The 19685-nt window shown below is 64.3% G+C and carries 16 protein-coding genes and 1 tRNA gene; 15 read left to right on the top strand and 2 right to left on the bottom strand.

The window, feature by feature from the left end:
* Positions 1-62 precede the first annotated feature (62 nt).
* The 11 genes from glmM (at position 63) to ABIC09_RS20000 (ending at position 11806) form a co-directional block, all read left to right on the top strand.
* Positions 63-1409 (top strand): phosphoglucosamine mutase, encoded by a 1347-nt coding sequence (gene glmM / locus ABIC09_RS19950; RefSeq protein WP_148751165.1) that lies wholly within the window; start codon positions 63-65, stop codon positions 1407-1409.
* Positions 1410-1696: 287 nt separating this feature from the next.
* Entirely contained in the window at positions 1697-2938 is a 1242-nt protein-coding gene (locus ABIC09_RS19955; protein ID WP_354110290.1) for an MFS transporter, read from the top strand.
* Between the two features lie 227 nt (positions 2939-3165).
* Entirely contained in the window at positions 3166-4008 is an 843-nt protein-coding gene (locus ABIC09_RS19960) for an outer membrane protein (RefSeq protein WP_187434831.1), read from the top strand.
* Positions 4009-4178: 170 nt separating this feature from the next.
* On the top strand, positions 4179-5075 hold the full coding sequence (locus ABIC09_RS19965; protein WP_148751168.1) for an outer membrane protein: 897 nt from the start codon (positions 4179-4181) through the stop codon (positions 5073-5075).
* A gap of 75 nt (positions 5076-5150) precedes the next feature.
* On the top strand, positions 5151-5741 hold the full coding sequence (locus ABIC09_RS19970; RefSeq protein ID WP_354110291.1) for a glutathione S-transferase family protein: 591 nt from the start codon (positions 5151-5153) through the stop codon (positions 5739-5741).
* A 45-nt stretch (positions 5742-5786) separates the two neighbouring features.
* Positions 5787-6251, top strand: coding sequence for a GNAT family N-acetyltransferase (locus ABIC09_RS19975; RefSeq protein ID WP_354110292.1), 465 nt, complete (start codon positions 5787-5789; stop codon positions 6249-6251).
* A gap of 158 nt (positions 6252-6409) precedes the next feature.
* A complete protein-coding gene (locus ABIC09_RS19980; protein ID WP_354110293.1) occupies positions 6410-6616 on the top strand; it encodes a hypothetical protein in 207 nt (68 codons plus the stop codon).
* A 79-nt stretch (positions 6617-6695) separates the two neighbouring features.
* Positions 6696-7868, top strand: a complete 1173-nt coding sequence (locus tag ABIC09_RS19985) for a phosphoserine transaminase (RefSeq protein WP_354110294.1) — start codon at positions 6696-6698, stop codon at positions 7866-7868.
* Between the two features lie 240 nt (positions 7869-8108).
* Positions 8109-9698, top strand: coding sequence for a phosphoglycerate dehydrogenase (gene serA, locus ABIC09_RS19990; RefSeq protein ID WP_354110295.1), 1590 nt, complete (start codon positions 8109-8111; stop codon positions 9696-9698).
* Positions 9699-9996: 298 nt separating this feature from the next.
* Positions 9997-11169: a thiolase family protein gene (locus ABIC09_RS19995; RefSeq protein ID WP_354110296.1), complete on the top strand. Its 1173-nt coding sequence runs from the start codon at positions 9997-9999 to the stop codon at positions 11167-11169.
* A gap of 193 nt (positions 11170-11362) precedes the next feature.
* Positions 11363-11806: a DoxX family protein gene (locus ABIC09_RS20000; RefSeq protein ID WP_354110297.1), complete on the top strand. Its 444-nt coding sequence runs from the start codon at positions 11363-11365 to the stop codon at positions 11804-11806.
* Between the two features lie 7 nt (positions 11807-11813).
* Here ABIC09_RS20000 and ABIC09_RS20005 read toward each other — a convergent pair whose 3' ends face one another.
* Positions 11814-11963 carry a hypothetical protein gene (locus ABIC09_RS20005; RefSeq protein WP_187434832.1) on the bottom strand — a complete coding sequence of 50 codons (150 nt, stop codon included), beginning with the start codon at positions 11961-11963 and terminating at the stop codon, positions 11814-11816.
* Between the two features lie 379 nt (positions 11964-12342).
* Between ABIC09_RS20005 and ABIC09_RS20010 the strand changes: the two genes are divergently transcribed.
* The gene (locus tag ABIC09_RS20010; protein ID WP_354110298.1) at positions 12343-14316 is read left to right on the top strand and encodes a methyl-accepting chemotaxis protein; all 1974 of its coding nucleotides are present in this window, start codon (positions 12343-12345) and stop codon (positions 14314-14316) included.
* Between the two features lie 37 nt (positions 14317-14353).
* Here the strand turns inward: ABIC09_RS20010 and ABIC09_RS20015 are convergent, their stop codons facing one another.
* A complete protein-coding gene (locus tag ABIC09_RS20015; protein WP_354110299.1) occupies positions 14354-17653 on the bottom strand; it encodes a PAS domain-containing sensor histidine kinase in 3300 nt (1099 codons plus the stop codon).
* 228 nt (positions 17654-17881) lie between these two features.
* Here ABIC09_RS20015 and ABIC09_RS20020 point away from each other — a divergent pair, with 228 nt between their 5' ends.
* The 3 genes from ABIC09_RS20020 (at position 17882) to ABIC09_RS20030 (ending at position 19290) form a co-directional block, all read left to right on the top strand.
* Positions 17882-18265 (top strand): phasin family protein, encoded by a 384-nt coding sequence (locus ABIC09_RS20020; protein WP_354110300.1) that lies wholly within the window; start codon positions 17882-17884, stop codon positions 18263-18265.
* Positions 18266-18586: 321 nt separating this feature from the next.
* The gene (locus ABIC09_RS20025; protein WP_148751179.1) at positions 18587-19018 is read left to right on the top strand and encodes a phasin; all 432 of its coding nucleotides are present in this window, start codon (positions 18587-18589) and stop codon (positions 19016-19018) included.
* A 195-nt stretch (positions 19019-19213) separates the two neighbouring features.
* Positions 19214-19290, top strand: a tRNA-His gene (locus ABIC09_RS20030).
* Positions 19291-19685: the final 395 nt, after the last annotated feature.

Genomic DNA, 19685 nt, shown 5'->3' on the forward strand with positions numbered 1-19685 from the left:
GGGGCCCGTTCGGGCACCCGGAGGTTGTCGTGGGGATCCCTGGTTGTTGCGTGGGGGACGATATGAGCCGCAAATATTTCGGGACGGACGGGATCCGGGGCCGCGCCAACGGGCTGATCACGCCGGAGCTCGCGCTCAAGGTCGGCCAGGCCGCAGGCCTTGCGTTTCAGCGCGGTGACCACCGCCACCGCGTCGTGATCGGCAAGGACACCCGGCTGTCCGGCTACATGATCGAATATGCGATGGTCGCGGGCTTCACCTCTGTCGGCATGGACGTGCTGCTGGTCGGCCCGATGCCGACGCCGGCGGTGGCGATGCTGACTAAGTCGATGCGCGCCGATCTCGGCGTGATGATCTCGGCCTCGCACAATCTGTTCGAGGACAACGGCATCAAGCTGTTCGGCCCGCAGGGCTTCAAGCTCTCCGACGATGTCGAGAAGCAGATCGAGCAGCTGCTCGACGAATCCCTCGACAAGCGTCTCGCACAAAGCGCGAGCCTGGGCCGCGCCCGCCGTATCGACGGCGTGCATGACCGCTACATCGAATTCGCCAAGCGCACGCTGCCGCGCGACCTCTCGCTCGACGGCCTGCGCGTCGTGGTCGATTGCGCCAATGGCGCCGCCTACAGGGTGGTGCCGGAGGCGCTGTGGGAGCTGGGCGCCGACGTGGTGCCGATCGGCGTCGAGCCCGACGGCTTCAACATCAACAAGGAATGCGGCTCGACCTCGCCGGAGGCGCTGTCGAAGAAGGTGCGCGAGATGCGGGCCGACATCGGCATTGCGCTCGACGGCGACGCGGACCGCGTCATCCTGGTCGACGAGCGTGGCCATGTCGTCGACGGCGACCAGCTGCTCGCGGTGATCGCGCAGAGCTGGAAGGACGACGGACGGCTGTCACGTCCGGGCATCGTTGCAACCGTGATGTCCAATCTCGGCCTCGAGCGCTTCCTGCAAGGGCAGGGGCTCGATCTCGTGCGCACGCCGGTCGGCGATCGCTACGTGCTCGAGCAGATGCTGAACGGCGGCTATAATCTCGGCGGCGAGCAGTCCGGCCACATCATCCTGTCCGACTACGCCACCACCGGCGACGGCTTCGTGGCCGCGCTGCAGGTGCTGGCCGTGGTGCAGAAGCTGCGCCGGCCGGTGTCGGAAGTCTGCCACCGCTTCGATCCGCTGCCGCAGATCCTCAAGAACGTCCGCCACAAGGGCGGCAAGCCGCTCGACGATTCCGAGGTGCAGTCGGCGATCTCCGACGGCGAGAAGCGGCTCAACGGCCACGGCCGCCTGCTGATCCGCTCCTCCGGCACCGAGCCCGTGATCCGCGTCATGGGCGAGGGCGAGGACCGCGTCCTGATCGAGGACATCGTCGACACCATCGTCTCCGCGCTGGGCCAGGCCGCGGCGGCTTGAGCCGAGAGCGCCTTCCTTCTCCCCTTGTGGCAGTATCGTAGGGTGGGCAAGGCGAAAGCGTGCCCACCGCTTCTGCTGCAATGTTGGATCGATATTGATGGTGGGCACGGCGCAAGTGCGCCTTTGCCCACCCTACGATTCCAGGCTCGCGGATAGAAACCCTCTCCAGCAAGGGAAGAAGGGCAAACACACGCATTCCAGCTATCGACGATTGGTGGTGGTTCGGCCACCACGGTCATCGTAGTTAGGCAGTGTGGCGGTTCGCCGCGCCTGCCGGGATCGATCCATTGAACAAGCCAGTTCTTGTCTCCGAGGAAACACTGACCGAGCCGGTCGTCGTCGCCGACATCGCGCCCGGCGCCGCAGGGCCGGCCTATGTCGTGCTCGCCGGCATCAGCTTCTCGCACTTCCTCAACGACACCATGCAGTCGCTGATCGCCTCGGTGTATCCGATCCTCAAGGACACTTACGCGCTCGACTTCGCGCAGATCGGCATGATCACGCTGGCGTTCCAGTTCACGGCGTCGCTGCTCCAGCCGGTGGTCGGTCACTACACCGACAAGAAGGCGCAGCCGTACTCGCTGTCGATCGGCATGGCCTCGACCTTCTTCGGCCTGCTGCTGCTCAGCGCCGCGCACCAATATCTCGTCATCCTGATTGCCGCTGCCCTGGTCGGTCTCGGCTCGGCGGTGTTTCACCCCGAATCCGCGCGCATCGCGCGGCTGGCCTCCGGCGGCCGCTACGGCTTCGCGCAATCGGTGTTTCAGCTCGGCGGCAGTTTCGGCACCTCGATGGGGCCGGTGCTCGCAGCCCTGATCGTCGTGCCGTTCGGGCAGGGCAGCATCGCCTGGTTCTCCTCGATCGCGTTCCTCGCGATCGTCATCCTCTGGCGCATCGGCCGCTGGTACGAGCCGCAGATCAAGGCGAAGAAGACAGTGGTCGCGCAGGCCCATCCTGACGCGCCGAGCTCGCGCCGCGTCGCGGTCGCGCTCGTTGTGCTGGTGGCATTGCTGTTCTCCAAGCAGCTCTACGTATCGAGCCTGTCGAGCTACTACATCTTCTACCTGATCGACCGTTTCAACGTGTCGACGCAGGCCGCCCAAATGTACCTCTTCATCTTCCTTGCGGCGAACGCGGTCGGTGCGTTTCTCGGCGGACCGCTCGGGGATCGCTTCGGCCGCAAGATCGTGATCTGGATCTCGATCCTCGGCGCGCTGCCGTTCACGTTGGCGCTCCCCTATGCCGGGCTTTACGCGAGCGCGGTACTCACCGTCATCATCGGTCTCATCATCTCCTCGACGACGTCGTCAATCATCGTGTTCGCGCAGGAGCTGGTGCCGCATCGCTTCGGCATGATCTCCGGCGTGTTCTTCGGCGTCGCCTTCGGCATCGGCGGGCTCGGCGCGGCCGTGCTCGGCAAGCTCGCCGATCACACCTCGATCGAGTTCGTCTACCAGGTCTGCGCCTATCTGCCGGCGATCGGGCTGCTTGCGGTGTTCCTGCCCAAGCTGCCGCGGCACGTGCGTTAACAGATCCCGTTTCGCTGCATTGCAGCTTCACCAATCGTTAGTAATTGCGGAGCGCGGCTGCCGCATTTTTGCAACGCTTGCGCCGCATCCGCGTGTGTAGTGAGAAAAAATCAACCTTAAAAATTAGGGTTAAGTGGCGCTTAAGCATTTGCTGCCATCGTCCGCCTGTGAGTTTCCAGAACGTGAGGCAGCTGCATTTTGCCTCACCGGCCATAAGGACGAAGCCAATGCGTAGCGTTAAGTCTCTCCTTGCCGCGGGTGCGGCGTCACTGATCTCGTCGATGGCGTTCGCCGCCGATATGCCGATCGCGGCTCCGCCCCCCATGTACGCGCCGCCCGCCCCGCCCGCGGACTTCGGCGGCTGGTACCTGCGCGGTGACGTCGGCATGACCAACCAGAGCGCCAAGCGCATCGAGGGCGCCGTCGGGCCTGGGTTTACGAAGACGACGGAGGGACTTGGCTTCGACTCGTCGCCGCTGTTCGACCTCGGTGTCGGCTATCGCTTCAACAACTGGTTTCGCACCGACGTGATCGGCCAGTACCGTGGCAAGGCTAACCTGCATGGTGCGGATAACGTCATTGGGCCCGGCTTCGTCGGCTCCAACAACTACAGCGGCAGCAAGTCCGAATGGGTCGTCATGGCCAACGCTTACGTTGACCTCGGCACCTGGTGGTGCATTACGCCGTTCATTGGTGCCGGTGTTGGCGGCTCCTACAACAAGATCAGCGGCTTCCGCGACGACGGCGTGTCATACACCGTGGGAAATACTCCGCCCCTGGCCAACAGCGTCGCCTACTTCGCCGACAACGGAAAGTGGAACTTTGCCTGGGCCGCCCATGCCGGTCTCGCCTACAAGGTCAATCCCGGGTTCACTGTTGAACTGGCCTACAGCTACATGAACCTCGGCGATGCCGCACCTGGCAACTACCGCTTGTTCGACAACAGCGGCTCGGGCCCGACCTCGATCAAGATCAAGGAGCTCACCTCGCACGACGTCAAGCTCGGCGTGCGCTGGGAGCTCAACAGCCCGCCGGCCTACATGCCGCCGCCGCTCGTCACCAAGGGCTGATCGTTCGCCCCATCGCTTAATGTCTCTTAACGGCGCGGGATGCTCCCGCGCCGTTTTTGCGTGGCATATTTTTCATTGCTCGGCGGCGACGAAAGCCTCCGGCGCAACCATTGGTTAAGGTTAACGAGCCATGATCACGAGCGAAAGTTCGAGTTCGATGGAGCGTTGCAATGCGTAGGCTTTGGTTGGTGGTGGCGGCTTTGGGATCTATGTCCGCCGCACACGCGGCCGACATGCCGGATCTGCCCGTGCTGCGCGGCGGCTTCACCGACGGTCTGTCCAAGACGTCCCATAATTGGGATGGCACTTATTTCGGCGGCGGCGCCGGCTACTCCACCGACGCGAGCGACTTCAGCCAGAGCGTCGTCGGCCTGACCAATTTCATCTTCCGTGACAGCGTGCTGCAGCAGCCGACCGCCAATTGGTCGCTCATGAACAAGACGAACACGCAGAGCACCAATTTCAACGCCTTCGTCGGCCGCAACTGGCAATGGTACGATGCCATTCTTAGTCTCGAGGGCACCTACACCTACTTCAACAACCTCGCCACTTCGACGTCGGGTAGCAACTCGCTTACGATCGTCAATCCGGCCGGCGATACGCATGCCGCGAATGTCACCGACAATTACGACGTGACATTGACCGGCACCGCCGCGGCAAAGGTCAAGGACATGATCACGCTGCGCGGCCGCGTCGGTTGGGACGGCGGCGATTTCATGCCCTATGCCTTCGCCGGCGCTGCCGTCGGCCGAATGGACGTCTCTCGCTCGGTAACGAGCACGGTGGATTTGCGTCAGGATGTGACGAATTCGATTGTCGTCGGCGGCGTCACGGTGACGTCGACCACTTTCGGAGCGCCACAGGCCGTTCCAGCGCAGTCGCAGGCGCAGACGCAGCGCCGGACCAACGCCTTCGCGGTGGGCTGGACCGCCGGCCTCGGCGTCGAATACTGCATCTGGGACGGTCTGTTCGCGCGCGTGGAATACGAGTACGTGAAATTTTCGCCCGTCATGAACACCTCGGTGACGCTGAACAATGCGCGCGTCGGGCTCGGCTACAAGTTCTGACGCTGCTGCGCTGCGCCGCGGTTGACAGGCTGCTTCCGTCCTGATGCTCTGCCGGGCGAAAGCGGGGCGGCAGCGATGCAGATTTACGGCGATAGCAACTCGGGCAATTGTCTGAAGGTGAAGTGGGTCTGCGACAAGCTCGCATTGCCCTATCGCTGGATCGAGATCGATACGCGCAAGGGCGAGACGCGCACGCCGCAATTCCTGGAGATGAACGGTGCCGGCCAGGTGCCGACCATAGCCTTCGACGACGGCCGCACGCTGGCGCAGTCCAACGCCATCATCCGCTATCTCGCCCGCGACAGCGCGCTGGTTCCGCGCGACGCCTTTGCCGCGGCCAAGATGGACGAATGGCTGTTCTGGGAGCAGTACAGCCACGAGCCCTATATCGCGGTGTGCCGCTTCCAGCTGGTCTATCTCGGCAAGCATCCCTCCGAGCTCGATCCCGACAAGGTCAAGCGCGGCTATGCGGCGCTCGACCGCATGGAGGCGCATCTCACAACGAGCCGCTTCTTCGCGGACGATGAGATCTCGCTCGCCGACGTCTCGCTGCTCGCCTATACGCGCCTCGCGCATGAGGGCGGCTTCGATCTCGACCGCCATGCCGCCATCCGCCGCTGGATCGCTGAAGCCGAGGCTTATCTCGGTCTGCCGCCGGCGCGCTGAGTCCCTCACGCGGAATCCGTCGCACGGAATCCTGGAGTTTCCCGTATGAACGACAAGTCCGTCTCCATCCGTCCGGCGCGTCGCGAGGACGTTCCCGCGATCGTGGCGATGCTCGCCGACGATCATCTCGGCCGCGCCCGCGAGCGCGTCGAGGATCCGCTTCCTGCCGTCTACTATCAGGCGTTCGAGCGGCTCGAGCGAGACCAGAATCTCGCGCTCGTGGTCGCCGAGAGCGAGGGCAGGGTGGTCGGCTGCCTGCAACTCGCGGTGCTCGCGGGCATCAGCTCGCAAGGCGGCATTCGCGGCCTGCTCGAGGACGTCCGCGTTGCCTCTGATTGCCGCAGCCGCGGCATCGGCGAGCAATTGGTGCAATGGGCGATGACGGAAGCCAAGGCGCGGGGCTGCAATCTGGTCGAATTGCTGACGCATCAGAGCCGCGTCGACGCGCAGCGCTTCTACAAGCGTCTCGGATTTACATCGAGTCACGCCGGCATGACTGTCCGCTTTTGATGCAGCATCTTGCGACCGTTGCGCAAGCTGCACAATCGGATCGCGCGTTCGTTCATCTTAAGAGCTGATAAACTACCCCTTGGTCGTTCACGTTGATCGGGGAACGAACGGTGCTACGCCAGCGTCTGAAACCGGGCTCGGTCGGTTCGGGGATTTCGATGGCAAGCTATTCCATGATCAAGGTTGGCAACGATTACGTTGTGCAGGCCAACGACAAGTGCATTTTGAAGGTCGGCAGCCGCCGTCGCGCCGCGCAATTGATCAGCGAGGCCACGGACTTGCTGAACGCACTCGCCCCGGTTGCATCGCCGGATATCGTGCCGGAGGAGCCATCACTCCAGCGTGAGACGCCGGAACTTCCTTGACTGCACTTCCCGATTCCCGTATCAGCCGCGGCGGGACACCTCCCCCCAACGGGAGGCTTACTATCTGGAAGGGTAGATTATGACTGTAGCGAAGCCCGCTTCGCGGCCGAACGTGCCGCATTTCTCCTCCGGCCCCTGCGCCAAGCGCCCCGGCTGGAACGCCCAAAATCTCAAGGACGCAGCGCTCGGCCGTTCGCATCGCGCGAAGGTCGGCAAGACCAAGCTCAGGCTCGCGATCGATCTGACCCGCGAAGTGCTTGAAGTGCCGGCCGATTATCGCATCGGCATCGTGCCGGCGTCGGATACCGGCGCGGTCGAGATGGCGCTGTGGTCGCTGCTCGGGGCACGGCCCGTCACCACGCTCGCCTGGGAATCCTTCGGCGAAGGCTGGGTCAGCGACATCGTCAAGGAATTGAAGCTCAAGGACGTCACCAAGCTCAATGCGGCTTACGGTGAAATTCCCGACCTCTCCAAGGTCGATCCCAACAGCGACGTCGTCTTCACCTGGAACGGCACCACCTCCGGCGTCCGCGTGCCGAACGCGGATTGGATCAGCGCGACCCGCGCAGGCCTGACCATTTGCGACGCGACGTCGGCTGCATTCGCGCAAGCCCTCGACTGGGCCAAGCTCGATGTCGTCACCTTCTCCTGGCAGAAGGCGCTCGGCGGCGAAGCCGCGCATGGCATGCTGATCCTGTCGCCGCGCGCGGTAGAGCGGCTCGAGACCTACAAGCCGGCCTGGCCGCTGCCGAAAATCTTCCGCATGACCAAGGGCGGCAAGATCAACGAAGGCATCTTCGTCGGCGAGACCATCAACACGCCGTCGATGCTCTGCGTCGAGGATTATCTCGACGCACTAAGCTGGGCCAAGTCGATCGGCGGCCTCAAGGCGCTGATCGCGCGCGCCGACGCCAACACCAAGGTGCTGGCCGACTGGAAGGCGAAGACGCCCTGGATCGACTTCCTGGCCAAGGACGCCGCGATCCGCTCCAACACCTCGGTGTGCCTGAAGTTCACCGATCCCGCGATCACCTCGCTCACGGACGATGCGCAGGCCGAATTCTCCAAGAAGCTGGTCGCTCTCGTCGAGAAGGAAGGCGCCGGCTACGACTTCGCCTACTACCGCGATGCGCCGGCTGGCTTGCGGATCTGGTGCGGCGCCACCGTCGAGGCCCGGGATGTCGAGCTGCTGACGCAGTGGATCGACTGGGCTTTTGCCGAGACCAAGGCGCAGCTCGCCAAGGCAGCATAAGTTTTCTTTTCGCCTCTCCCCGTCTTACGGGGAGAGGCCGGGTCGCTCCCGGCGATGCGGAGCATCGTCCGGTGCGATCCGGGTGAGGGGCTCTCTCCACGAGCACCTCGCCCGTGGCTGCCCCTCACCCCAACCCTCTCCCCGTAAGAACGGGGAGAGGGAGAGCAAAGAGCTTCCGCGCAATTACCCATTTCGGCCCTCGGGCCGATCCCCCTTAGGGACGGCGAAGGACACATCCCCATGACCAAACCCAAAGTTCTCATTTCCGACGCGCTCTCGCCTGCTGCCGTGCAGATCTTCAAAGACCGCGGCGTCGAGGTCGACTTCCAGCCCAACCTCGGCAAGGACAAGGACAAGCTCGCCGAGATCATCGGCAATTACGATGGCCTCGCGATCCGCTCCGCGACCAAGGCGACCGCCAAGATCCTGGAGAAGGCCACCAACCTCAAGGTGATCGGCCGCGCCGGCATCGGCGTCGACAATGTCGAGATTCCGGCTGCGACCGCCAAGGGCATCATCGTGATGAACACGCCGTTCGGCAATTCGATCACGACCGCCGAGCACGCCATCACGCTGATGCTGGCGCTCGCCCGCGAGATACCACAGGCCGACGCCTCGACCCAGGCCGGCAAGTGGGAGAAGAACCGCTTCATGGGCGTCGAGATCACCGGCAAGGTGCTCGGCATCGTCGGCTGCGGCAACATCGGCTCGATCGTCGCCGACCGTGCGCTCGGGCTGCGCATGAAGGTGGTCGCGTTCGACCCCTTCCTGTCGCCGGAGCGCGCCAAGGACATCGGCGTCGAGAAGGTCGATCTCGATGACCTCTTGAAGCGCGCCGACTTCATCACCCTGCACACGCCGCTGACCGAGAAGACCAGGAACATCATCGATGCGGCCGCAATCACCAAGATGAAGAAGGGCGTGCGTCTGATCAACTGCGCCCGCGGCGGTCTCGTCGACGAGCAGGCCGTGGTCGATGCACTTAACTCCAAGCACATTGCCGGCGCCGCCTTCGACGTCTTCGTCGAGGAGCCCGCGACGACGAACGTGCTGTTCGGCCATCCCAACGTGATCTGCACGCCGCATCTCGGCGCCTCCACCACGGAAGCGCAGGAAAACGTCGCGCTGCAGGTCGCCGAGCAGATGTCGGATTATCTGCTCACCGGCGCGATCTCGAACGCGGTGAACTTCCCCTCGATCACCGCGGAAGAAGCGCCGAAGCTGAAGCCGTTCATCGCGCTCGCCGAGAAGCTCGGCTCGTTCGCCGGCCAGCTCACCGAAAGCGGCATCCTCAAGGTCGAGATCACCTATGAGGGCCACGTCGCCGAGATGAAGATCAAGGCGATCACCTCGGCGGTGCTGTCGGGCCTGCTGCGGCCGATGCTGGGCGAGGTCAACGTGGTGTCCGCGCCGGTGGTCGCCAAGGAGCGCGGCATGGTGGTGGACGAGATCGTCCGCGCCGCCCAGAGCGACTATGAGAGCCTGATCACCGTCACGGTCACCACCGAGCGCCAGGAGCGGTCGGTCTCGGGCACCGTCTATCACGACGGCAAGCCGCGCCTCGTCGACATCAAGGGCATCCGCGTCGACGCCGAGTTCGGCAAGTCGATGATCTACGTCACCAACGAGGACAAGCCGGGCTTCATCGGCCACTTCGCCGGCCTGCTCGGCGACGCCAAGATCAACATCGCGACCTTCCATCTCGGCCGCGTCGCCCAGGGCAGCGATGCCATCGCGCTGGTCGAGGTCGACGGCGCGGTGCCGGCGGATGTGCTCGCCAAGGTGCAAGCGCTGCCGCAGGTCAAGCAGGTCAAGGCGCTGACGTTCTGATCGAGCTTTCGCCTCTTGCGTCATGGCCGGGCATAGCCGTCCGAAGGACGGCGTCGCTTCCGCTCGCCTATGTCCCGGCCATCCACGCCTTGCCGCGCGGTCCGAAGAACGTGGATGCCCGGGACAAGCCCGGGTATGACGAGCGGATAGAGCGACGCTCACATTGATATTCCGACCCGCGGAACAACGCCGCCTCAATCATCGGAGGCGGCGTTTTTATTTCTCCCGCACCCTCCAAACTTTGTGTACCAATGGCGCCAGCACGCTCCGTACCAATCGTTCGAAAAGGGAGAAAACAATGCGTGAAGCCGTCATCGTTTCCTACGCGCGCACGGGCCTGGCCAAGTCCGGCCGTGGCGGGTTCAACATCACGCCGCCGATGTCGCTCGCGGCCCACGCCATCCACCACGCGGTCGACCGCGCCGGCGTCGACAAGGATTATGTCGAGGATTGCTATCTCGGCAATTGCGCCCACGGCGCGCCGAACATCGGCCGCCAGGCCGCACTGCTCGCTGGCATGCCGAAGTCGACCGGCGGCGTGTCGGTGAACCGCTTCTGCTCCTCAGGGCTTCAGACCATTGCGATGGCCGCCAACTCGATCCGCTCCGACGGTGCCGACTGCATCGTCGCCGGCGGCGTCGAGAGCATCTCGATTCCGGGCGGCGGCTCGCCGAAGGAATGGGTCGATCCCGAGCTGCTCAACACCGCGCCCGCCATCTTCATGGCGATGATCGACACCGCCGACATCGTCGCCGAGCGCTACAAGCTCAGCCGCGAATACCAGGACGAATATTCGCTGGAGTCGCAGCGCCGCATGGCCGCAGCCCAGCAGGCCAACAAGTTCAAGGACGAAATCGTCCCGATGAAAACGAAGATGAAGGTGGTGGACAAGGCGACCAAGGCCGAGAGCATTGTCGACTACGTGGTGGACCGCGACGAATGCAATCGTCCTGAGACCACGCTGGAAGGATTGGCAAAACTCGAGCCGGTGAAGGGCCCGGGCAAGTTCGTCACCGCCGGCAATGCCAGCCAGCTCTCCGACGGCGCCGCCGCCGTGGTGCTGATGGAAGCCAAGGATGCCGAGAAGCGCGGCCTCAAGCCGCTCGGCCGTTTCGTCGCCTGGGCTGCGGCAGGCTGCGAGCCCGACGAGATGGGCATCGGGCCGATCTTCGCCGTGCCGAAGCTGTTGAAGCGTCATGGCCTGAAGATCGACGACATCGATCTGTGGGAGCTCAACGAGGCCTTCGCCAGCCAGTGCCTCTATTCGCGCGACAAGCTCGGCATCGACCCCGAGAAGTACAACGTCAACGGCGGCTCGATCGCGATCGGCCATCCCTTCGGCATGACCGGCGCCCGTCTCACCGGCCACCTGCTGCAGGAAGGCGCCCGCCGCAAGGCCAAGTGGGGCGTCGTGACCATGTGCATCGGCGGCGGCCAGGGCGGCGCCGGCCTGTTCGAGATCTACAGCTGATCAAGGCCATCTGAATGTGAAAGGCACGGCGCCGCAAGCGCCGTGCCTTTTTCGTATGTAGCTCGACGTGCTTTGCCGCCGTGCCAAACAGCCGGCACGGGCGCTTCATGTGTCCGCCCGTTCATGCTATTGTGTGCTCTCGGTACTAAATGTTTCCAGCCGGCGTTGCACAAAACACCCTGGGGATCTACCGATGAAAGCTGATTCGGATTTTCTGACAGCCGATGGGGTCGCCACAGCCGGAACTGGCGCACTGCTCCTGATTGGCCGTGTTCTGCTGGCATGGGTGTTCGTTGGAAGCGCGTACGGAGCAATAGCCGACTTCAGCGGCTCGGTGGGCTATTTTCGATCGCTGAATCTTCCAGCGCCTGAGCTGTTCACGATCGTGAATATCACGCTGGAAGTCGTCATATCCGCGGGCTTGATATTGGGCATCCGTACGCGCTATTGCGCAGTTCTGATGTTTGTCTTCGTGCTGATGGCAACCGCGATTGCACATCGCTACTGGGAATATCCCGCCGGTGGGCAGCAGATCAATCAGTACAATAATTTCTTGAAGAATATCTCGATCATGGGCGGGGCCATGTTGATCTTCGTCACTGGCGCGGGCCGGTTCAGCTTCGATCGAGTATTGTGACCGGCAATCACTTCACGTAGAGCTTGAAAGCTTGCGCGACCAGTCGGCGGATGCTCTTTGAGAGCGGTTTGAGAATCTCGCCGACGATTGCGAAGAGAAGCATCAGCCATGTCGCCAATGCTGCGCACCACAACAGAACTTCCAATATGTCAGGCATGATGCCCTCACAAAAATAGAAGATAGCTGTTCTGAAATTGCGCGAGCGTTGCTCAACCGAGTCGACGCTGCAAGTCCTCTTCAGGGGTAGTCTTCAGGGTAGCAAGACGCCCAGATGCTCGGAAAATGAGCGGCGAAGAGTTCTCGGTGCTGCCGCCCGCGAACCCTTGATTCGCGATGAGCGCCGCGGTGGTCATAAACGGGCTTGTGCACGTCACAGTGCAGAAGCCGCCATCAGCGGTATCGTGGGGAACGGTCAACACATCCTGGCGGCGAGCTTTATGACAAAAACACGTAGTTCCACGTGCCCGCAAATTAACGGAAGTTTCTACGCATCAGGGTTTCATCAACCGCATCGGTCACTCTAGCTTGGTACCAAGATGCGGCTTCTCGCTCTTCGCCTCACCCACAAGATCACTGCGATCGGCGTCATCGGCGTCGTCGGTGTCGTCCTCATCGGCGGCATTCATCTCTACGGCGAGCGGGCGATGGGCCTGTCGCGCGACGCCGCCGAGAACGCGCGCACGGTCTTCGAGCTCAACAACAATATTGCGGTCGAGCTGCTCGAAGGCCGCCGCGCCGAAAAGGATTTTCTGCTGCGCAGTGACCCGGCGAGGGCGCAGCGTCAGCTCGAAATCTCGCGCCAGGTCGCACGCGATATCGAAAAGCTCCGCGGCAGGATCGCGGCGCTCGGCAAGCCCGAGCTCGCGCAAAAGATCGATGCGATGAACGAAGCGCTGAAGATCTATCAGATCCGTTTCGCCACGGTGGTCGCGGAGCGGGAGCGTCTCGGGCTTGACGAGAATTCGGGCCTCGAAGGCCGCCTGCGGACCTCCGTCCACGAGATCGAGAGCAAGGTCGACCAACTCCAGAATTCCGCGCTCAAGGTGATCATGCTGATGATGCGCCGGCACGAGAAGGATTTCATGCTGCGTCGTAATGCCAAATACGGCGACGAGATGAAGAAGCGCGCGTCGGAATTTCTGGCCGGCGTCGACGCCGCCGCAGTTCCCGACGACGCGAAGGCCGAGCTGCGCGCGAGGCTCGCCGACTATCAGCGCGACTTCTCCGCCTGGCTGGAGACCGCGCTGAAGCTCGCGACGGAATTGAAGGCGATGTCGGAGGCGTTCTCGACGGTCGAACCTGTCATCGAGCAGGTCTCGAAATCGGTCGACGGCATCCGCGCCGAGGCCGACCGGCGCAACGATGCGGAGCGGGACGGCATCCAGTTCTGGATCGCCGTGGCGATCGCGCTGATCGCGTCCGGCGTGCTTGGGCTCGGCATCTTCATTGGCCGCTCGGTCGCAAAGCCGCTTGCCGCGATGCGGGCGGCCATGATCGAGCTGGCCAAGGGCAATTTCGCGATCGTGCTGCCCGGCCTCGGCCGCCCCGACGAGATCGGCGAGATCGCGCAAGCCGTCGAGACGTTCAAGATCAACGCCGAGCAGAAGGCGCGCGAGGAGGCGGAAGAAAAGATCAGGCAGGACAAGCTCGCCGCCGAGCGCCGACGCGCCGACATGATCAGGATGGCTGACGATTTCGAGGGCGCGATCGGCGAGATCGTCGAGACGGTGTCGTCCGCTGCCACCGAGCTCGAGGCGTCGGCGACGTCGTTGACGACGACCGCGAGCCGTTCGACCGAGCTTGCCACGCTGGTCGAAGCTGCGTCGGAGGAGGCCGCGACCAACGTGCAGTCGGTGGCGTCCGCCGCCGAGGAGCTGACCGCCTCCGTCACCGAGATCAGCCGCCAGGTGCAGGCCTCCGCGCGCATCGCCGGAGAGGCCGTCAGCCAGGCCGGGCACACCAATGATCGCGTCGGCGAATTGTCAAAGGCCGCCGCGCGCATCGGCGATGTGGTCGAGCTCATCAACGCGATCGCGGGCCAGACCAACCTTCTGGCGCTCAATGCCACCATCGAGGCGGCGCGTGCGGGCGAAGCCGGGCGCGGCTTCGCCGTCGTGGCCTCCGAGGTGAAGGCGCTGGCTGAGCAGACGGCGAAGGCGACCGGCGAGATCGGTCAGCAGATCGCGAGCATTCAGGGCGCGACCAACGAGTCCGTCGGCGCGATCAGGACCATCGGCGGCACGATCGAGCGCCTGTCCGAGATCTCGTCCACCATTGCGGCCGCCGTCGAGGAGCAGGGCGCCGCGACCAGCGAGATATCGCGCAACGTCCAGAGTGCGGCGGCCGGCACCACGCAGGTCAGCGCCAACATCAGCAATGTGCGGCAGGGCGCGGTCGAGACCGGCTCGGCATCGACCCAGGTGCTCTCCGCGGCCAGGTCGCTGTCGGGCGACAGCAACCGGCTGAAGTTAGAGGTCGGCAAGTTCCTGGATACCGTGCGCGCGGCTTGAAGCTTCCGCGCCGTCATGCCCGGACATGACGTGAACCTCACGCCCTTGCCACCACCGGCGCGAACGCCACTTCGATCAGCGTGCCGGAATTCGACGCGCTCTTGATGTTGAACTGGGCGCGGTTGGCCTCGACCAGCGCCTTGGTCAGCGACAGGCTCAGCGCGGAATTGTCCGCGGCGTCGCCCGGTGGCGGGGTGCGGAACGGCTCCATCGCGGCTGCGACTTCCGTCTCGGTCAGCCCATGGCCGGTGTCGCGGATCCGCAGCGCGATCTCGCCGCGATCGTTCAATGCGGTCGAGACGATGACCTGGCCGCCGGCGCTGGCAAGCCGGATCGAGTTCGAGATCAAATTCATCGTGACCTGACGCAGCGCGCGCGCGTCCGCCGTCACCTGCGGCAGCGCATGCGCGAGCGAGGTGCGGATGATGATGCGTTCGCGGTTGGCCTGCGGCTGCATCACGGTGACACAGGCTTCCACGAGGTCGTTGAGGTTGAGGTTGGTGAAACTGAGATCGAGCTTGCCGGTCTCGATCCGCGACAGCTCCAGCAAATCGTCGATGATGGTGATCACGCGCTCGCCGGAGGCGCGGATGTCCTTCATATATTCGCCATAGCGCTCGTTGCCGAGCGCACCAAAACGCTCGGAGATCATCACCTCGGCAAAGCCGATGATGGCGTTGAGCGGCGTGCGGATCTCGTGGCTGATCCGCGCCAGCATGTCGGCCTTGGCGTTCGCTGCGCCGTCCATCAGGCGTCGCGCCTGCGTCAGCTCGCTCTCGCCCTTCTTGCTTTGCGAGAGGTCGCGGAACACGGCAAAGAAATTCGGGCCGTCGGGCCGCGTGCGGCCCATGATCATGGCGAGCGGAAGCACGCCGCCCTTCTTCTCGCGGCCCAGCACCTCGCGGCCGTGATCGAGCAGGCTCGCGATGTCCTCGCTCCTGATGCTTTCGAGATAGTCGACGACGATCTGCTGGCTCTCGGGCGCGAACAACGTCAGCAGATTCTGCTGCATCAGCGCTTCGCCGTCATAGCCGAACAGCGCTTCGGCGCTGCGGTTGCAGGCGTGGATGTTGCCTTCGGCATCGAACATCACGATGCCCTCGGCCGTGGTGTCGAGGATCGCGGCGAGATCTTCGGCCTCGGCATCGCCGGCCTCCAGCTCGGATTCCAAGTCGGCCTCAGACTCCGGCAGGTCGGGGATCACCACCACCGGCTCGGCCATCGCGGGCGCTGCGACAACAGGCGTGGCCACGACAGGTGCAGGATTGGGCAGCGCGCAGATCAGCGCATGCGCGCTGGCGCCGTCCCAGTCGATCGTGTGCAGATGCGCTTCCGTGGTCGCCAGTGGCTGCTCGCCATTGGCGATCGCAGCACTGATCGTCACCGGCGTGCCGGCCTGCGACGTGCTGCTGGCGGCGGAGACGCCGGGCTCGACATAGAGCGCATCCAGCCCGCCGGCATCTTCCAGCGCGGTCAGGCTGGCATAGCCCATCCGCGTGAGGAACGCGGGGTTGGCGTAGAGCAGGCGATCGAGCCGGTAGATCAGCATGCCTGATGGCACCAGATCGAGCAGCGCGCGGTCGCGCGTGCTGTCGCCGCGCGCGGGCGGCGCGGGCTCGGTCAGCCATTCGGCCGCGGCCGGCGGCGCCTCAGGCTCCGGCGTCGGTGCTTCCTGCGTGACCTCGTCCGTCGGCGGCTCGGCTGCGACGGATGCAATCGTCTCGCGCTCGCGTTCGAGTCGCTCGGATAATTGTCGCGCGAGCTCGTTGAACGCGCTGTTCTCGACCGGCGTCAGCGTCGGCGATCTCTGATCACCCTGTGATCTGGCGTCGCCGGGCGGACGGAACGGTACGACATTGGGAGGCGTTTCCACGGATGTTTCCAGATCGGTTTGCTGTGAATTCGCTTCGGTGATGAGTACGGGCGGTTCAGGTTCAGGTGGTGGCGGAGGCGGCTCGATCGGCGGAGGCGGCGCCCCCTCCTCGGGATCAGGCTCGACCATATCGGCGCTGAGGCTCTGCGGCACACGCTGCTCTGACAACAGCTCGTAGCGCCTGAGCGCCTCGAGCCGGTTGAGGCCGTCGAGATCGCGGCAGACGCCAAAACCCTTGAAGCCGGCAAAGTTGCGCTCGCGGTCGTAGACCGGCAGGCCTGCAAGCTCGACCGGCAGATGCTCGCCGCCATCGGCCGGCCAGTTCACGGTGATGCCGGCCCAGGTGTCGTGGCTGGCAAGCGCCTGCGCCACGCGCCCGTCCGGATCGAGCGCAAACGCTTCGGCGATCTCGCGCCAGGGCCGGCCGAAGCCGGCCGCGGTGTGCGGGCCGATCAGGCGGATGAACTCGCTGGACGCCAGCACAAAGCGTCCCTCCGCATCCATCTGCCACAGGAAACGCAGCGGATGCTGGCGCGGTGTCTCCGCATGTCCAGGCGGCTCGACCATGCCGCCCGTGATCGGCGCGGCTTGCGGCGGCACGATGGCTGCGGGCGGGTTTTCAACCGGTGTTTCCGGCGCCGCTTCGCGCGCGGGCGGCTCGGGCGTGAGCGTCTCGGCCGTCTCAGGCGTTTCGTCCAGATCGGCAAAGGCGTCGAACAGGTCGATTCCCGCGGCGGGCTCGTTCGCTGGCGGCGTCTCGATGGCCTGCGGCGCAGGATCAGGCGCGCTCTCGGCCACCACCGCAGCCTGCACGATCGCCGGCTCGATCAGCGCGACGAGGCCGACATCGGCACCGGTGCCGACCCGTTGCAGCACCATCTTGCCGATCCCGATCGGCAGCTCGACGCGACCTTGCGCCAGCGCATCGCTGCGCGCCTGCTCGAGGCCGGCTTCGCCGAGATCGCGAAAGCCGAGCAGGGGGCGGGCGGCTTCGCTGGCGCCGGCGAACATGCCATCGGGCGCGAACGCTGCCATCGGCACGGCCGCACCGTCGACGAGCCGATGCAGCCGCTCGACCAGCGGCATGGTGCGCGCGCCCGCATCCATCGCGGTGACAAGCACGCCTTCGCCGCCATCGGCAAAGGTCAGCCGCGCGCAGGCGCAGGTCATCAGCGTGCCGAGCCGGGCGCCGAAGCCGCGCAGCCGTTCGAGCCTGATGGCGCCGCTCGCCGGCAGCTGGCGGGCGAGGCGGGTGATCTGGCGGCGATGGACGTCGGCCGGCCCGAACGTCTTTGCCGCGAGGATAGCCGCATTGGCCGCGCCGAAGAATTTTGCCCCGACCGCATTGGCCCACAGCACGCGGCTGCCGTCGGGCGACCACAGCCAGGCCGGCAGCGGAGAGGTCGCATGCACGGACAGCCTGGGATCGCCGACGCCGCGCAACTGGAAATCCGAACTCGTCATCCGACCGGCTTTAAGTCTCGCTTGTTGGCGTCACGTCAGGGACTGCCGGGAATGACAGCCTTAAGAAAGGGTTAGTATCGCCCGCGGCGGCGGGCAGGTCCACGGCCCGAGCTTAACGGGCGCGTCCTAAAGCCGCGATAACCTTAATGTGGCTGAACCCGCAAGCCGCCGCGTCGTTGCATCCGCAGGATTCGGCAAAACCGGCACAACATGACAGGAGCCGCAGCCATGACCGATCAGTCCCATGAGCCTTTCGACCTTCCGCCGGAGATGCGCAACGTGGCGGAATCCAGTCTTAAGCAGGCCCGCGACGCCTTCGAAAAACTGCTCGCCAACGCCGAGGCCGCCGCCGGCTCGATCGAGGAGCGCGGTGCCTCCATGCGCGCCGGCGCCAAGGACATCGGCGCCAGGGCGATCGCCTTCGCCGAGACCAATGTGCACGCCTCGCTCAATTATGCCCAGTCGCTGGTCCACGCCAAGGATGTCGCCGAGGTGATGCGGCTGCACAGCGAATACGTCCAGGCCCAGATGAAGGCCCTGGCCGAGCAGGCCAGCGAAATAGGCCAGATCGTCAGCCGCGCGGCGATGGATGCGACCAAGCCGAAGCATTAGCCCGCTCTGTCATTCCGGGGCGCGACGAAGTCGCGAGCCCGGAAATCCATCGGACGGCAAAATAACTCAACCCCCGGTTCCCCACCCCGGGAACCTCACTCTCCCCGGGATTAAATTTCCGCACGCGCCTCCGGATCGCGTTGCGCTGCACAATGTTGACATGTTAGGCAGCGATACTGCTGGGCGCTGGACGAGCCATCTCGTTTGTTCTGCGTTTTCCAGTCTTTCGTACCCGCCAGTTCGCAAGAAGAAATGGCCCCGGTTGGGTCGGCGGGCGCGCCAGAAGGCTCACTCCATTCTTCTTTATCGTGAGGGACAACCATGACAGGTGCGACTGATCCGTTTTCTGCCTCGATCATTCCGTTCGAGGTCCCCGAGCAGGTGCGCGCGTTCGCCGAAAAGGGCGTTTCGCAGGCCCGCGAGAACTACGCCAAGTTCAAGGACGCCGCCGAAACCCACAACGGCACCATCGAGGCCGTGTTCGCCAACGCCTCGAAGGGCGCGAACGAGTACACTGCCAAGCTGATGGAATTCGCCAAGGCCAACACCACGGCCCATCTGGACTTCACCCAGGAGCTGCTCGGCGTGAAGTCGCCGACCGACGCCTTCCAGCTCTGGACCGGCCACGCCAAGAAGCAGCTCGAGACGTTCCAGGCCCAGGCCAAGGAGCTGGCCGAGATCACCCAGCGCGTCGCCAGCGCCACTGCCGAGCCGATCAAGGCCTCTGCCTCGAAGCTCTACCCCGCCGCCTGAGCGGATTGGGCCTGAATTGATTAGGAAACCCGGGCCGCGAAGCCCGGGTTTTGCTTTGGAAATAACGTTGTTCGAGGCCCGATTATCGGGTTTTGCGGCCTTGCCAAAAACGGCCGTTGCACCTAGTTTCCGCCCCGTCCAGCCCCCCTCGGTGACCGGCCCTCTCAGGGCGCCCAAGGTGCGGCTCGCAAGGATGCAGTTGTAGCTCAGTTGGTTAGAGCGCCTGTCTGTGGAACAGGAGGTCGGTGGTTCGAGCCCACCCAACTGTACCATGCCACTCAAATTGGCCCGTAGTTCAGCATCTTACTGATAGACCTGACGTTTTTGGATTACGGTGACACCCATTAGCCGGCCGGTCGTCAAGATGACGAGCGCATTTTTTTTGGCAGCGCAAGCTGCCAAATCTTTCGCTGGTCGCTTTCAGCCACTGTGCTCGAACCGCGCCCGTTTCTTCGGTTGATGGCTGCGTCCGCATCACGGATCGCGCCAGACACCCATCGGGATCAAGCATCGGCCTGAGTGAGGCCTGCGCCCTGGCGGCATGACCGCCCCAGAAGAACGTTGGTACCGTTCCGTATCCAAGAGAGTTTCACAGAACCGTGGTTGCCGGCACGCCGGCGCCAATCTCCGGATGGCTTACGTTGCGGGCGATCCGCTGTCACTGCGG

The sequence above is a fragment of the Bradyrhizobium sp. S3.12.5 genome (assembly GCF_040548225.1).
Lineage (GTDB): Bacteria > Pseudomonadota > Alphaproteobacteria > Rhizobiales > Xanthobacteraceae > Bradyrhizobium > Bradyrhizobium cytisi.

Bases quoted from the DNA above. Each gene is read 5' to 3' on its own strand.
- ABIC09_RS19995 (WP_354110296.1), top strand. From the start codon at position 9,997: ATGCGTGAAGCCGTCATCGTTTCCTACGCGCGCACGGGCCTGGCCAAG.
- ABIC09_RS19965 (WP_148751168.1), top strand. From the start codon at position 4,179: ATGCGTAGGCTTTGGTTGGTGGTGGCGGCTTTGGGATCTATGTCCGCC.
- ABIC09_RS20025 (WP_148751179.1), top strand. From the start codon at position 18,587: ATGACAGGTGCGACTGATCCGTTTTCTGCCTCGATCATTCCGTTCGAG.
- ABIC09_RS20000 (WP_354110297.1), top strand. From the start codon at position 11,363: ATGAAAGCTGATTCGGATTTTCTGACAGCCGATGGGGTCGCCACAGCC.
- ABIC09_RS20020 (WP_354110300.1), top strand. From the start codon at position 17,882: ATGACCGATCAGTCCCATGAGCCTTTCGACCTTCCGCCGGAGATGCGC.
- glmM (WP_148751165.1), top strand. From the start codon at position 63: ATGAGCCGCAAATATTTCGGGACGGACGGGATCCGGGGCCGCGCCAAC.
- ABIC09_RS19985 (WP_354110294.1), top strand. From the start codon at position 6,696: ATGACTGTAGCGAAGCCCGCTTCGCGGCCGAACGTGCCGCATTTCTCC.
- ABIC09_RS19970 (WP_354110291.1), top strand. From the start codon at position 5,151: ATGCAGATTTACGGCGATAGCAACTCGGGCAATTGTCTGAAGGTGAAG.
- ABIC09_RS19980 (WP_354110293.1), top strand. From the start codon at position 6,410: ATGGCAAGCTATTCCATGATCAAGGTTGGCAACGATTACGTTGTGCAG.
- serA (WP_354110295.1), top strand. From the start codon at position 8,109: ATGACCAAACCCAAAGTTCTCATTTCCGACGCGCTCTCGCCTGCTGCC.
- ABIC09_RS19975 (WP_354110292.1), top strand. From the start codon at position 5,787: ATGAACGACAAGTCCGTCTCCATCCGTCCGGCGCGTCGCGAGGACGTT.
- ABIC09_RS19960 (WP_187434831.1), top strand. From the start codon at position 3,166: ATGCGTAGCGTTAAGTCTCTCCTTGCCGCGGGTGCGGCGTCACTGATC.
- ABIC09_RS20010 (WP_354110298.1), top strand. From the start codon at position 12,343: ATGCGGCTTCTCGCTCTTCGCCTCACCCACAAGATCACTGCGATCGGC.
- ABIC09_RS20005 (WP_187434832.1), bottom strand. From the start codon at position 11,963: ATGCCTGACATATTGGAAGTTCTGTTGTGGTGCGCAGCATTGGCGACA.
- ABIC09_RS20015 (WP_354110299.1), bottom strand. From the start codon at position 17,653: ATGACGAGTTCGGATTTCCAGTTGCGCGGCGTCGGCGATCCCAGGCTG.